Source organism: Saccharopolyspora kobensis, assembly GCF_900108315.1.
GTDB lineage: Bacteria > Actinomycetota > Actinomycetes > Mycobacteriales > Pseudonocardiaceae > Saccharopolyspora > Saccharopolyspora kobensis.
Genome location: NZ_FNVB01000003.1, coordinates 389,745 through 403,521 on the forward strand (window position 1 = coordinate 389,745; position 13,777 = coordinate 403,521).

Annotated in this window: 11 protein-coding genes; 2 read left to right on the top strand and 9 right to left on the bottom strand. The window is 71.3% G+C overall.

Annotated features, from left to right (window positions below; all coding sequences use genetic code 11):
• Positions 1-54: 54 nt before the first annotated feature.
• The 9 genes from C4T78_RS10340 to C4T78_RS10380 form a co-directional block, all read right to left on the bottom strand.
• Positions 55-639 (bottom strand): sarcosine oxidase subunit gamma, encoded by a 585-nt coding sequence (locus tag C4T78_RS10340; protein WP_093355611.1) that lies wholly within the window; start codon positions 637-639, stop codon positions 55-57.
• Entirely contained in the window at positions 632-3,838 is a 3,207-nt protein-coding gene (locus C4T78_RS10345) for a sarcosine oxidase subunit delta (protein ID WP_093355614.1), read from the bottom strand. The genes C4T78_RS10340 and C4T78_RS10345 overlap by 8 nt, the downstream gene beginning before the upstream one ends.
• Before the next feature lie 16 nt (positions 3,839-3,854).
• A complete protein-coding gene (locus tag C4T78_RS10350; RefSeq protein WP_093355617.1) occupies positions 3,855-5,093 on the bottom strand; it encodes a sarcosine oxidase subunit beta family protein in 1,239 nt (412 codons plus the stop codon).
• Complete coding sequence (gene glyA / locus C4T78_RS10355; protein WP_093355619.1) at positions 5,090-6,391, bottom strand: serine hydroxymethyltransferase; 1,302 nt, start codon at positions 6,389-6,391, stop codon at positions 5,090-5,092. Before glyA ends, C4T78_RS10350 begins: the two co-directional genes overlap by 4 nt.
• 111 nt (positions 6,392-6,502) lie before the next feature.
• On the bottom strand, positions 6,503-7,129 hold the full coding sequence (locus C4T78_RS10360) for an MBL fold metallo-hydrolase (protein ID WP_093355622.1): 627 nt from the start codon (positions 7,127-7,129) through the stop codon (positions 6,503-6,505).
• Complete coding sequence (locus C4T78_RS10365) at positions 7,126-8,214, bottom strand: S-(hydroxymethyl)mycothiol dehydrogenase (RefSeq protein WP_093355625.1); 1,089 nt, start codon at positions 8,212-8,214, stop codon at positions 7,126-7,128. The genes C4T78_RS10360 and C4T78_RS10365 overlap by 4 nt, the downstream gene beginning before the upstream one ends.
• 209 nt (positions 8,215-8,423) lie before the next feature.
• Positions 8,424-9,569: an aromatic ring-hydroxylating oxygenase subunit alpha gene (locus tag C4T78_RS10370; RefSeq protein WP_093355627.1), complete on the bottom strand. Its 1,146-nt coding sequence runs from the start codon at positions 9,567-9,569 to the stop codon at positions 8,424-8,426.
• Positions 9,570-9,650: 81 nt separating this feature from the next.
• Positions 9,651-10,826, bottom strand: coding sequence for an NAD(P)/FAD-dependent oxidoreductase (locus C4T78_RS10375; RefSeq protein WP_093355864.1), 1,176 nt, complete (start codon positions 10,824-10,826; stop codon positions 9,651-9,653).
• Positions 10,826-11,173 (bottom strand): bifunctional 3-phenylpropionate/cinnamic acid dioxygenase ferredoxin subunit, encoded by a 348-nt coding sequence (locus tag C4T78_RS10380; protein WP_093154669.1) that lies wholly within the window; start codon positions 11,171-11,173, stop codon positions 10,826-10,828. Before C4T78_RS10380 ends, C4T78_RS10375 begins: the two co-directional genes overlap by 1 nt.
• A 121-nt stretch (positions 11,174-11,294) precedes the next feature.
• Between C4T78_RS10380 and C4T78_RS10385 the strand changes: the two genes are divergently transcribed.
• Entirely contained in the window at positions 11,295-12,080 is a 786-nt protein-coding gene (locus C4T78_RS10385) for an IclR family transcriptional regulator (protein WP_093355630.1), read from the top strand.
• A gap of 138 nt (positions 12,081-12,218) precedes the next feature.
• Positions 12,219-13,661 carry an MFS transporter gene (locus tag C4T78_RS10390; protein WP_093355633.1) on the top strand — a complete coding sequence of 481 codons (1,443 nt, stop codon included), beginning with the start codon at positions 12,219-12,221 and terminating at the stop codon, positions 13,659-13,661.
• Positions 13,662-13,777 lie beyond the last annotated feature (116 nt).

Consider the following 13,777-nt stretch of genomic DNA (forward strand, 5'->3'; position numbering starts at 1 on the left):
CCGCCGGGAGGGCGCCTGCGGGGATTCGGGGCCGGTCGCGGCCGGCCCGGGCGGTCAGCGGAATTCCTGGGCCGCGTCGAGCAACCAGTCCGCCAGGTGGCCCGCGAACGACGGCCGGACGAAGAGCCGGAAGTCGTCGCTGCCGAGGGCGACGATCAGCACCCCGGCCTGCCCGACGGTGGTCTGCGCGCACCTGCCGCGGGGAAGGGCGGCGGGCCGGAGGTCGATCGAGCACCCGAAGGAGAGCAGCTCGCGCGCCAGCTCACCGCCCAACCGGATCGCGGTCCTCTGCGCGGACACGTCCACGGCCGCGCCGTCGTGCGCGGAGACCACCTTGGCGAGCGCGTCCTCCAGCTCGTGCGGGCGGGAGATCTTGCTCGTCACGAGCCATTCGTCCGGCCCGAGCCAGATGAGCTGGCCTTCCGGGGTGGCGGTCCAGGTGTTGGGCTGGACCGGCAGCGCCGCGCCCAGCGCCTGCTCCACCGCGGCCGCTCCCGGGCCGGTGGGGGCGATCCGCAGGTCCGCGGCCGCCACCGGTTCCTCGGGCTTGACCACCAGCCCGTCGACGGCCCAGGTCAGTTCGGCCAGCGCAGCGCGCCAGGCTTCCAGCGGGTGCGTGGTGCAGAGGGTTTCAGCCATCGCGGCGTACTCCTTCCGGGTCGACCAGCACGGTGGGCCCGATCTCGGCTTCGACGAGCGCGCCGTCCACCGGGACGTGCACGAGGTCGCCGATGCGGGCGCGGCCGTTCTTCACCAGCGCCAGGGCGAACGGCCGTCCCAGCTCGGCGCTGCGGTAGCTGGACGTGACGTGCCCGAGCATCGGGACCGGGGCTTCGGGCAGGGCCCCGTCCGCGCGGTGCTCCACGATCTGCGAGCCCTCGCGCAGCTTGGTGGTCCCGTCGGTGGGCAGCAGCGAGACGAACTGCTTGCGCAGCGGGTTGTGGTTCTCCGGCCGGGAGAACGAGCGCTTGCCGACGAAGTCGGCCTTCTTCTTCGACACCACCCAGTTCATGCCGAGGTCCTGCGGCGTGACGGTGCCGTCGGTGTCCTGCCCGATGATCGGGTAGCCCTTCTCCGCGCGCAGCACGTGCATCGTCTCGGTCCCGTACGGCGTGATGCCGAAGCGCTCCCCCGCGGCCAGCAGCCGCTTCCACAGCGAGAGCCCGTAGTGGGAGTTGACGTTGACCTCGTAGGCCAGCTCGCCGGAGAACGAGATCCTGGCGATGCGGACCGGGATCCCGTCGAGCGTGGTGTCCTTCCAGGACATGAACGGGAAGCCCTCGTTGGACACGTCCAGGTCCGGGAACACCCGGGCCAGCACCTCGCGCGAGCGCGGGCCGACGACCGGGAAGACCGCCCACTGCTCGGTGACCGAGGTCAGGTGCACGCGCAGCTCGGGCCACTCCGTCTGGAGCCACTCCTCCATCCAGTCCAGCACCGCGGCCGCACCGCCGGTCGTGGTGGTGACCAGGAAGCGGTTCTCCTCGGTCCGCAGCACCGTGCCGTCGTCGATGACCATGCCGTCGTTGCCGCACATGACGCCGTAGCGCACCCGGCCGACCTTGAGCGTGCTCATCATGTTCGTGTACAGCCGGTCGAGCAGCACGGCGGCGTCCGGGCCCTGGACGTCGATCTTGCCCAGCGTGGACCCGTCGAGGATGCCGACCGACGACCGCGTCGCGGCGCACTCCCGCAGCACGGCGGTCTCCATGTCCTCGCCGGGTTCCGGGTAGTACCGGGCGCGCTTCCACTGCCCGACGTCTTCGAACACCGCACCCGCGTCCACGTGCCAGGAGTGCACCGCGGTGATCCGCTCCGGGTCGAACAGGCTCCCGCGCTCCCGCCCGGCCAGCGCGGCGAAGGCGACCGGCGTGTACGGCGGGCGGAACGTGGTGGTGCCCAGCTCCTCGACCGGGCGGCCCAGCAGTTCCGCGGCGATGCCCGCGGCGATGACGCCCGAGGTCTTGCCCTGGTCGTGCGCGGTGCCGATCGTGGTGTAGCGCTTGATGTGCTCCAGCGAGCGCAGTCCGGCACCGACCGCGCGGCCGATGTCGGTCACCGTGGCGTCGCGCTGGACGTCGACGAACTGACGGTCCGGATCACCGCCGGTGCGCCAGATCACCTCCGTGGCCGTGCGAGCCGGGCTCTCCGCGACCACCGGCGCCTCGTCGCCCGCGCCCTCGCGCACCACGTCACCCAGGTCGAAGGTGCCGTTGGCCGCGCCGATCACGGTGATCCCGGGCAGGTTCCCGGCCGGCCGGAAGGCACCGAGCGATGCGTCGTAGGCCAGCGCGCCCCTGACGTGGCTGAACAGGTGCACTGCGGGGTTCCACCCGCCGCAGACCAGCAGCAGGTCGGCGGGAATCCGCACCGCACCGCCGGGGCTGCGCGCGGTCACCGCGCGAACGCGCTCCTCGCCTTCGGTTCCCGCGACCACAGTGGACGCGTGTACGGCGATTCCCCGCTCCGCGGCGCGGTTTCCCCACTCCTGCGGCGGGTTCGCCCGGGCGTCGAGCACCGTCACCGCCGCACCGGCCTCCGCGAGGTCGACCGCCGCGGCGTAGGCGGAGTCGTCGCTGGTGAAGACGACGACCTCGCGCCCCGCGAGCACGCCGTAGCGGTGCAGGTAGTCCCGCGCCGAAGAGGCGAGCATGATGCCCGGCCGGTCGTTGTCGTCGAAGACGATCGGCCGCTCGTGCGCCCCTGTCGCGACGACGACCTTCACCGCGCGGATCCGGTGCACCCGCTGGCGGCTGCGGGTCGCCGGCGCGGCGGCGCCGAGGTGGTCGGTTCGGCGTTCCAGCGCGAGCACGAACCCGTCGTCGTACTGGCCGAACGCCGTCGTGCGCTGCAGGTGCCGAACCTCCGGGTTCGCCGCCAGTTCGGCGACCACCTCGGCCGCGAACTCCAGCGCAGGGCGCCCGTCTATCCGCTCGGTGCCGGTCAGGCTGCCGCCCGGGGTGGGCCGGTCGTCGAGCAGGACGACGCTCTCGCCCGCGCGGGCGGCGCTGCGGGCGGCCAGCAGCCCGGCCGGGCCCGCCCCGATCACCAGCGTGTCGACGTGGGTGTGCTTGCGGTCGTAGCGCGCCGGGTCGGGAACTTCGGCCAAGCGGCCCTGCCCGTTGACCCCGCGCGCGACGAGGCCGTCGGTGAGCTCGACGGTGGCCGCCTGCAGCATCGGCTCCGGGAACGGCTCCTCGATCTGCACCAGCCCGGTCGGGTCCTCGACCCACGCCGCGCCGATCCCGCGCGGGCGCCCCAGCTTCACGCTGGTGCCGATGCGGTGGATGCCGTTGGCCAGCAGCGCCGAGGCCAGCGTGTCACCGGGGTGACCCGTGTAGGTGCGGCCGTCGAAGGTGAAGGTGAGCGTGCGGCTGCGGTCGATGCGACCGTACCCGTCAACCCTGCACGGTCCCGCCTCTCCGCGCTCCGCAGTGGTGGTCGCGTCCGGATCGATCTCGCGTCCTGCGGTTCCTCGTGGCTGGGTCACGTCACGGTCCCCTGTGGTGCGGTCGGGCAGGGGTGAAGTGGGCACCGGGCTGCTCGTGTGCGCCTTGCCCGGTGTCGTCGTGGGCACGGGTTCGCCGACGTGGTAGGTGGCGAGGAACTCGTAGGTGCGGGTGTCGCGGACGGTGTTGAACCAGCGGCGGCAGCCCGCGCTGTGGCTCCACCGCTCGGGGAACGGGCCCTTCTGGTTGTCGCGGTAGAAGACGAACTCGGCCCACTCCCGGTCCGACAGGTCGGCGGGGTTCTCCGGGTAGGCGACGTCGGCTTGGCCGCCGTAGTGGAACTCGACCTCCTCGCGGGGGCCGCACCACGGGCAGTGGATCAGTTGCATGGCAGGTCCTCGGGTCTCAGTGGGCGACGGCGGCGGCGCCGTGCTCGTCGACGAGCGCGCCGGTGGTGAAGCGGTCGAGGCCGAAGGGAGCGACGTAGGGGTGCGGCTCGCCGTTGGCGATGGTGTGCGCGTAGCACCAGCCGATCCCGGGCGTGGCCTTGAAACCTCCTGTCCCCCAACCGGAATTGACGTAGACGTTGGAGTACGGCGTGTGCCCGACGATCGGGCTCGCGTCCGGCGTGACGTCGACGATCCCGGCCCAGGTGCGGAGCAGGTGCGCCCGGGCGAACACCGGGAACAGCTCGACCGCGGCGGCCATCTGCCGCTCGATGATGTGGAACGCCCCGCGCTGGCCGTAGCCGTTGTAGGAGTCCACGCCCGCGCCCATCACCAGTTCGCCCTTGTGCGCCTGGGAGACGTACACGTGCACGGCGTTGGACATCACGATGGTCGGGTGCACCGGCTCCAGCAGTTCGGAGACCAGTGCCTGCAGCGGGTGCGACTGCAACGGCGTCCGCACGCCGAGCATGTCCAGCAGCACCGACGTGTGCCCGGCCGCGCACAGCGCGACGGTGCCGCAGGCGATGTCGCCCCGCGTGGTGCGCACGCCGGTCACCCGGTCACCGTCCACTGTGAACCCGGTGACCTCGCAGTCCTGGATCAGGTCGATGCCGGCCTCGTCGGCGCGGCGGGCGAAGCCCCAGGCGACGTAGTCGTGCTTGGCGATCCCGGCCCGGGGCTGGTAGGTCGCGCCCTGCACCGGGTACCGGATGTCCGCCGAGGTGTTGACGATCGGGCAGATCTGCGCGACCTCCTCCGGCCCGAGCCACTCCGCGTCGATCCCGTTGAGCTTGTTGGCCTCGACGCGGCGGACGGAGTCGCGGACGTCCTGCTCGGTGTGCGCGAGGTTGAGCACGCCGCGCTGCGAGAACAGGATCGGGTAACCGAGGTCCTCCTCCAGCCCCTCCCACAGCTTCAGGGCGTGCTCGTAGATCGCCGCGGACTCGTCCCACAGGTAGTTGGACCGGATCAGCGTCGTGTTGCGGGCCATGTTGCCGCCCGCGAGCCAGCCCTTCTCCAGGACGGCGACGTTGGTGATGCCGTGGTTCTTCGCCAGGTAGTGCGCAGTCGCCAGGCCGTGCCCGCCGCCACCGACGATGACCACGTCGTAGGACTTCTCCGGCTCCGGGTTGCGCCACAGGAAGTCGGGGTGCTCGGGCAGTTCCGCGCCCGGGGGCGGGGTGTTCGCGCTCATGCCAGCAGCTCCGGGTAGAGGGGACGGCTTTCGGCGAGGTCGGCGACGCGTTCGGCCAGTGCGTCGAGACCGACTTCCGGGGTTTCGGGGCGCAGCGCCAGCGCGATGATGTCGGCGACCTCGGTGAACTCCTCGTCGCCGAAGCCCCGGGCGGCCAGCGCCGGGGTGCCGATGCGCACCCCGGAGGACACCATCGGCGGGCGCGGGTCGAACGGGACCGCGTTGCGGTTCACGGTGATGCCGACCCGGTGCAGCCGGTCTTCGGCCTGCTTCCCGTCCAGCTCCGAGTCCCGGAGGTCCACCAGGACCAGGTGCACGTCGGTGCCGCCGGAGACCACCCCTACGTTCTGCTCCACCAGGAGCCGGTCGGCGAGGATCCGGGCCCCGGCCAGGGTGCGCTCCTGCCGCTCGCGGAAGTCGGCTCCGCCCGCGAGCTTGAACGCCACCGCCTTGCCCGCGATCACGTGCTCCAGCGGACCGCCCTGCAAACCGGGGAAGACGCTGGAGTTGAGCTTCTTCGCCAGTTCCGCCTGCGCGAGCACCACCCCGCCGCGCGGACCGCCGAGGGTCTTGTGCGTGGTGGAGGTGACCACGTGCGCGTGCGGAACCGGGGACGGGTGCAGCCCGGCGGCCACCAGCCCGGCGAAGTGCGCCATGTCCACCATCAGGTAGGCGCCGACCTCGTCGGCGATCCGGCGGAACTCCGCGAAGTCCAGGTGCCGCGGGTAGGCCGACCACCCGGCGATGATCAGCTTGGGACGGCGTTCCTTCGCCAGCCGCTCCACCTCGGCCATGTCGACGAGGTGGTCGTCCGCCCGCACGTGGTAGGCCACCGCGTCGAAGTACTTCCCCGAGAAGGTCAGGCGCATGCCGTGCGTCAGGTGCCCGCCGTGCGCGAGGTCCAGACCGAGGAAGGTGTCGCCCGGTTCCAGCAGCGCGGCCATGACCGCGGAGTTCGCCTGGGCGCCGGAATGCGGTTGCACGTTGGCGAAGTCGGCGCCGAACAGCGCCTTCGCGCGGTCGATCGCCAGCTGCTCGATCTCGTCGACGTTCTCGCAGCCGCCGTAGTAGCGGCGGCCCGGGTAGCCCTCCGCGTACTTGTTGGTCAGCACCGAGCCCTGCGCCTGCATCACGCTCAGCGGTGCGAAGTTCTCGCTCGCGATCATCTCCAGCGTGCCGCGCTGCCGGGCCATCTCCCGGGTGACGGCCGCGTGGACCTCCGGATCCGCCTCCGCCAGCGGCACCCCGAGCGCGCTCCCGGCGCTCGGCGCCCCTCGACGATCAACCGTTACGGACATGCGGCCGACCTCCCGTGTTGGTCGATTGATATATCAGTTGGTGGTCGAAATCGGGGCCGCTGCCGCAGCGGTCAACGGCCCCGGAATCGCTCGTCGCGGTCGCCTGCGGGCTCAGTGGCCCCGGGCGATCCACTCCTCCAGGTGCGGCGCCTCGGCCGCGATGGTGGTCGATCCGCCGTGTCCGGTGCGGACCGTCGTCTCCCCGGGCAGGGCGAGCAGCGTGCGGCTGATCGAGTCGATGATCGTGTCGAAGCTGGAGTAGGACCGGCCGGTGGCGCCGGGGCCGCCCTGGAACAGGGTGTCCCCGGTGAACACGGTCGCCAGCTCGGGGACGTGCAGGCAGGTCGAACCCGGCGAGTGCCCCGGCGTCGGCAGGACGTGCAGCCCGATGCCCGCGACGGTGAGGACCTGACCCGCCGCCAGTTCGCCGTCCGGCAGGCGGTCCGGGTGGGTCAGCTTCCACAGCGGCGCTTCGTCCGGGTTGAGCAGGACGGGCGCCCGGAACCGCTCGGCCAGCGCCGGGGCCTGGTTGACGTGGTCGTCGTGCGCGTGGGTGCACACGATCGCCGTCACCCGCCGATCGCCGACCTGCGCGGCGATCGCATCGGCGTCGTGCGCCGGGTCGATGACGAGGACCTCGCGGTCGTCGCCGACGATCCAGACGTTGTTGTCGACCTCCCAGGTCCCGCCGTCGAGGGAGAAGGTGCCGGAGGTGATCAGGTGCTCGACGGGGCTCACAGGACCACCACCGAGCGCAGCACGTCACCGCGGTGCATCTTGTCGAAGGCGTCCTCCACGTCGTCCAGCGAGATCTCCTCGGTCACGAACTTCTCCAGCGGCAGCCTGCCCTGCAGGTGCAGGTCGACCAGCGCCGGGAAGTCGCGGGAGGGCAGGCAGTCGCCGTACCACGACGACTTGAGCGCGCCACCGCGGCCGAAGTACTCGATCAGCGGCAGCTCCGGCGCCATCATGTCCGGCGTCGGGACGCCGACGAGCACCACGGTCCCGGCCAGGTCCCGGGCCTCGAACGCCTGCTTCCAGGTCTCCGGGCGCCCGACCGCGTCGATCACCACGTCGGCGCCGAACCCGCCGGTGCAGTTGCGGATCTCCTCGACCACGTCGGCCTCCCGCGCGTCGATGAAGTGGGTGGCGCCGAACTCCCGGGCCTTGTCCAGCTTCCGCGGGTCGCGGTCCACCGCGACGATCGTGCTCGCTCCCGCGAGCTCGGCCCCGGCGATGGCCGCGTCGCCGACGCCGCCGCAGCCGATCACCGCAACCGAATCACCCCGGCCCACCTGACCGGTGTTGATCGCGGCACCGATCCCGGCCATCACGCCGCAGCCGAGCAACCCGGCCACCTGCGGCTCGACGCGCGGATCGACCTTGGTGCACTGCCCAGCGGCCACCAGGGTCTTCTCCGCGAACGCCCCGATGCCCAGCGCCGGGCTCAGCTCCTGGCCGGAAGCCAGCGTCATCTTCTGCGTCGCGTTGTGCGTGCTGAAGCAGTACTGCGGCTTGCCCTTGCCGCAGGCCCGGCACTGCCCGCAGACCGCGCGCCAGTTCAGGATCACGTAGTCGCCCGGAGCGACGTTCACGACGCCGTCGCCGACCGATTCCACCACGCCGGCGGCCTCGTGCCCCAGCAGGAACGGGAACTCGTCGTTGATCCCGCCCTCGCGGTAGTGCAGGTCCGTGTGGCACACCCCGCACGCCTGCACCCGCACCACGGCCTCACCGGGGCCCGGATCCGGGATCACGATCGTCTCGACGGAGACGGGCTTGCCCTGCGCGAGCGAGACAACTCCGCGGACTTCTTGCGACATACGGTTCTTCTCCTTCTTCCTGCTCGTTCCGGAAGGCCGGCGAGCCGGGCGGTGGCGGGGAGATCGGTTCGTCGAGCGACGCCGCGAGTCCGGTCCGCTGATCGGGGCGCGGACTGCGACCCGCAGCTTGACATACGGTTGGTATATCAGTCCAGGCCGCAATGGACGCCAGATCGGCGCATCCGGACTCGCGGCGGTCCTGCCGGGAATCAGTCCGAGATCGCCGCGATCACCCAGTCCCTGAACTCGCCGATGTGGTGCTCGCTCGGGACCAGCACACCGCCGTTGGCGTAGGCCCTCGACGACATCGCCGGCTGGCAGCGCTCGCAGGCGTCGAAGTCCTGCTGGTTGACCCGGTGGAACAGCTCCACCGAGCGGGAGAGGTCGACTCCGCTGTCGACGACCTCCTGCGTGTAGAGCCAGTCGCACTCCACGATCGTCCGGTCCACCGCCAGCGGGTACATCCGGTGGAAGATCACGTGGTCCGGCACGAGGTTGATGAACACCTGCGGGTTGATCGTGATCGCGTAGTAGCGCCGGTCGTGGTCCTCGTCGACGCCGGAGAGGGTGTCGAAGCCGCCCTGACCGTCCACTGTGAACCCGGTGATCTCCTCGCCGAACTGCGCCCCGTGCCCCACGAAGTACTGCGCCGCGTAGCCGTCGGCGAACTCCGGCAGCACCTCGGTCAGCTCCGGGTGGATCGTCGCGCAGTGGTAGCACTCCATGAAGTTCTCGACGATGAGCTTCCAGTTCGCCTTCACGTCGTAGGTGATCCGGCGGCCGACCACCAGGTCCTCGATCGCCCAGCCGTCGATCGTGCCGGGATCGCCCAGTCTGGCGGTGACCGCGCTCTGCACGGTGTCCTCGAAGGACGGTGGCTCGTCGGCCAGGCACACCCAGGCGGTGCCGAGCCATTCGCGCAGCGCGACGCCGATCAGCCCGTACTCGTCGCGGTTCACGTCGTTCATGGAGTTCAGGTTCGGGGCGGCGACGAGCTTGCCGTCGAGGCCGTAGGTCCACGCGTGGTACGGGCACTGCAGGGACCGCCGGACCGCTCCGGACTCCTCGACGCACAGCCGCGCACCGCGGTGCCGGCAGACGTTGAGGAAGGCGCGCAGCGCGCCGTCGCGGCCCCGCACGATCAGCACGCTCTCGCCGCCGACGTCGACGTTGCGGAAGCTGCCGGGGGTGGGCATGTCGCTGCAGCGGGCCGCGGCGAACCAGTGGCGCTGGAAGATCCGGGACTTCTCGAGCTCGAAGACCGCTTCATCGGTGTAGTGCGACCCCGGCAACGTCGGGATCAGGCTGGAGGCGGGTTCCGGCTGCTGCTGGCTGTGAACTTCGACGGAACTCACGAACGGTCCTTTCCTGCTGCGGTGCGTCGGTGGAGGTCGGCGCGGGCCCGGCGGGCCGGCGCACTGGCAGGCGGGCTTGGATCAGCGCAACGCCGGCGTGGACCCGGCGAGCTGGCGGCGCCATCGCCCGAACGGGCGCGCGCGATCGATCGCGAGCACGGCTTCCGGGCTCCCGTCCTGGCCCCGGTAGAGCGCGAGGAAGTCGAGCGCTTCGAGACTGCCCTCGAGCACTTCGATCCGGGAGCCCTCGGTGCGGTGACCGGCGAACTGGATCTTGTGGCCGTACTGGTCGGACCAGAAGTACGGCACCTCGTGGTGGGCCGGCGGCTCGTAGCTACGGCCGAGGAGCGCGGAGGCCGCGGCGACCGGCTGCTGCACGGCGTTGGTCCAGTGCTCCAAGCGCCGCGAGGAGCCGAGGTAGTTGCGGTGGGAGTTGGCGCAGTCGCCGACCGCGAAGACGCCGGGCACGTTGGTGGCACCTTGCGCGTCGGTGACGACACCGTCGTCGAGCTCGACGCCCGATCCGCGCAACCACTCCACGCACGGCTCGGCACCGATGCCGACCACCACCACGTCGGCGGGCAGCTCGCGCCCGTCGGACAGGCGGACGGCCGTCACCCGCTCGCCACCGAGGAGCTCGGCGAGCATCGCACCGGTGTGCAGCCGCACGCCCTCGGTGGCGTGCAGACTCGCGCAGACCTCGCCCATCTCCGCGCCGAGCGGTTTCAGCAGCGGCACGGGCGCGGCTTCGACGACGTCGACCTCGACGCCCAGACCCACTGCGGTCGAGGCGATTTCGGATCCGATGAACCCGGCCCCGATGACCACCAGGCGCGCGCCAGGGACCAGTTCCTCGCGCAGCGCCACCGCGTCGTCGAACGTGCGGAGCGTGTGCACGCCCTCCGGCAGCTCACCGCGGAGACTCCTCGCCCGGGCGCCCGTCGCCACCACCACGCCGTCGGCCACGATCCGCTCGCCGTCGTCGAGGACCACCGCCCGATCACGGGTGTCGAGTCCGGTCGCGGTGCGCCCGAGCCGCCACTCCGCCTCCAGCGCGTCGTCCTCGGGCGTGGACAGCTCGAGGTCGGCTTCCGAGTACTTCCCGGCCAGGAACTCCTTGGACAGCGGCGGGCGGTCGTAGGGCGCGCGGGACTCCTCGCCGATCACGACGATCCGCCCTCCGAAGCCCTGATCCCGCAGAGCGCGGGTGGCGGTGAGCCCGGCGAGGGAAGCGCCGACAACAGCGATCGTCCGCATCATCGGACCTCTTCCGCGAGCGCTCCGGCGACTTCCGCCCCGACCTCGACCGTCTCGAGCACGTAGACCTGCCCGTCGGTGATGACCACCTCGTGCGTCCGCACCGGCTTGCGCGCGGGTGGCCCGCTCGGCTTCCCGGTGCGCAGGTCGAAACAAGCGGCGTGCAAGGGGCACTCGACCGCGCAATCCTCCAGCCAGCCGTCCGACAGCGAAGCATCCTGATGGGTGCACGTGTCATCGATCGCGTAGAAGGTGCCGTCCGCGTTGAACACCGCGATTGCCACGCTGCCCTGCACACGTACAGACTCTCCGACCGGAATGTCGGACACCGCGCCAACTAAGATCATCGTTGCTCCTGTTGCTGATTGCGGAACACGACGTGTGATTCGCAACAGAGCATCCGGCACTCATCGTTTCCCGTCAATTGGCCAAACCGAGATCAGCTCGTCGCGAGTTCGGAGTTGCAGCATGCACAACAACGGCAAGGACGCAGCCGCCGCCGAGCCCCGGACGCCCACCCAAGCCGTGGACCGGGCCCTGTCGATGCTCGTTCTCCTGGCCCAGCGCGGGCCGTCCGGCGTCACCGAGCTGGCCCGCGAGCTGGGGGTGCACAAGTCCACCGCGTCCCGGTTGATGACCGCGCTGGAGAAGTTCCGGTTCGTCGAGCAGACGGGTTCTCGCGGGAAGTTCCAGCTCGGGTTCGGCATCGTGCGGCTCGCCGGGGCGACCGCCGCCCAGCTGGACATCGCGCGGGAGAGCCGGCCGATCTGCGTCCGGCTGGCGGCGGAGCTGCACGGGACGGTGAGCCTGAGCGTCCTCGAGAGCGGCGGCGCCACGACGGTGGTGCAGGAGCCCAGCACCGAGCGGAACTGGATCGGCCTCCGCATGCCGCTGCACGCGACCGCGAGCGGGAAGGTGCTGCTGGCGAGCTTCGGGTTCGCGGAGCTCGAAGAGTTCCTGCGGACGCCGCTGCAGCGGTTCACCCCGGGAACCGTCACCTCGCGCGGTGCCCTGATGGCGGATCTGAACCGGGTTCGCGACCGCGGGTGGGCGGCGGCGAGCGGCGAGTTCGAGCGCGACCTCCACTCGGTCGCGGTTCCGGTGCGGGGCCCCGGCGGACGCCTGGCCGGAGTGCTGACCGCGTCAGCCGACCCCGCGCACCTCCGGCCGGCCGATTTTCCCGACGTGGCAAGGGTTCTCGTCCGGGCGGCCGAAGAGATCCAGGACCGGCTGCGACGCCTGGCCGGCCCGTAGCGAGCGCGGGAAACCCTTGACCAGACCTGGCATCCCCGTTAGCTTGAACAGATATATCAGTCGTATGGATCAAGAGGTGATCATGCGCCAGCCCCTCGGTTCGGCCAGGTCGAGCGCCGGGCAGAGCGGAGCGGCCGGGTGAACGGGCCGCCCGTGCCTCGCGGCGTGGGCGGCGAGCTGGCCATCGAGGACGCGCAGACGATCCGCCGCGCGACCGCGGCGGCGACGCTGGGCAACATCGCCTCGTGGTACGACTTCGGCATCTACTCCTACCTCGCCGCGGTCGCCCTGGACCGGGTGTTCTTCCCCGATGCCGGCGAGTGGGCGGCGGTGCTCACCCTGGGCACGTTCGCCGCGGCGTTCGTGGTGCGCCCGCTCGGCGGGGTCGTCTTCGGACCGCTGGGCGACCGGATCGGCCGGACCAGGGTCCTCGCCGCCACCATCCTGCTGATGTCGATCGCGACCGCACTGCTCGGGCTCGTTCCCGACCACGGCGCGATCGGCATCGCGGCTCCGCTGATCGTGCTGTTCATCCGCATGCTGCAGGGCTTCGCCGCGGGCGGCGAGTACACCGGCGCGCTGACGCTCACCGCCGAGTACGCGCCCGACCGGCGGCGCGGTTTCCTCGGCAGCTGGCTGGAATTCGGCACACTGGTCGGTTACGCGTTCGGCGCCGGCGTCTCCGCGCTCCTGGTGTCGGTGCTGCCCGAGGAGCAGCTGCTGGCCTGGGGGTGGCGAGTGCCCTTCCTGCTCGCCCTGCCGCTCGGCGTCATCGGGATCTACCTCCGGTTGCGGCTGGAGGAGACGCCCGCGTTCCGGCAGCTGATGGAGCGCTCGCCGGCGATGGCGACCATGGCGCTGCGGCGCGTGTTCCAGATCCTGCTGACCCGGTGCCGAACGGCGGCGCTGGTCGCCGGCGGCCTGATCGTCGCCTGGAACACCACCAACTACGTGCTGACCAACTACGTGCCCACCTACCTGACGCGGACCCTGCCGGGCCACGGCCAGAGCGGGACCAGCGACGCGCTCTCGACCGCGCTGCAGGTGCTGGTCATGCTCGCGATGCTCTGCGTCATCGTCTTCACCGGCAAGCTCAGCGACCGCATCGGCCGCAAACCGGTCCTGCTCACCGGCAGCATCACGCTGATCCTGCTCGGCCTGCCCGCGGTGTGGCTGCTGCGCGCCGGGCTCCCCGGCCAGCTGCTCGGTTTGGTGATCATGGGGTTCGCGCTGCTCTGCTTCGCCGCGGTGACCCCGTCGACGCTGCCCGCGCTCTTCCCCACCTTCGTCCGGTACGGCAGCCTCGCCATCATCTTCAACGTGTTCGTGTCGGCGTTCGCCGGCACCGCGCCGACGGTCATCGGCATAGCGGTGACCACGACCGGAAACCTCGACTGGCCCGGCTACTACCTGATCGGAGCCGGAGCGATCGGGCTCCTGAGCACCCTGTACCTCAAGGAACCGGCCGGGCGGGCGCTGAAGGGCGCCGCGCCGCTCACCTCGAGCGCCGACCTGCCCGCACCGCCGCTGTCCGCGGACGGCGTTCCGATGGAGAATCCGCCGCGGCCACAACGGGAATGACCGCCGCGGGACCGAAGGCGCGCGGCGTTCGCCGAATCGGGTTCCGTCTTCGGCGAATGACCGACTCGCGGCGTCGCGCGGGCGCTAGGGTGTCGCGGACCCGGCATGTGGAGGCT

Bases quoted from the DNA above. Each gene is read 5' to 3' on its own strand.
- C4T78_RS10340 (WP_093355611.1), bottom strand. From the start codon at position 639: ATGGCTGAAACCCTCTGCACCACGCACCCGCTGGAAGCCTGGCGCGCT.
- C4T78_RS10345 (WP_093355614.1), bottom strand. From the start codon at position 3,838: ATGCAACTGATCCACTGCCCGTGGTGCGGCCCCCGCGAGGAGGTCGAG.
- glyA (WP_093355619.1), bottom strand. From the start codon at position 6,391: ATGTCCGTAACGGTTGATCGTCGAGGGGCGCCGAGCGCCGGGAGCGCG.
- C4T78_RS10385 (WP_093355630.1), top strand. From the start codon at position 11,295: ATGCACAACAACGGCAAGGACGCAGCCGCCGCCGAGCCCCGGACGCCC.
- C4T78_RS10365 (WP_093355625.1), bottom strand. From the start codon at position 8,214: ATGTCGCAAGAAGTCCGCGGAGTTGTCTCGCTCGCGCAGGGCAAGCCC.
- C4T78_RS10350 (WP_093355617.1), bottom strand. From the start codon at position 5,093: ATGAGCGCGAACACCCCGCCCCCGGGCGCGGAACTGCCCGAGCACCCC.
- C4T78_RS10375 (WP_093355864.1), bottom strand. From the start codon at position 10,826: ATGCGGACGATCGCTGTTGTCGGCGCTTCCCTCGCCGGGCTCACCGCC.
- C4T78_RS10380 (WP_093154669.1), bottom strand. From the start codon at position 11,173: ATGATCTTAGTTGGCGCGGTGTCCGACATTCCGGTCGGAGAGTCTGTA.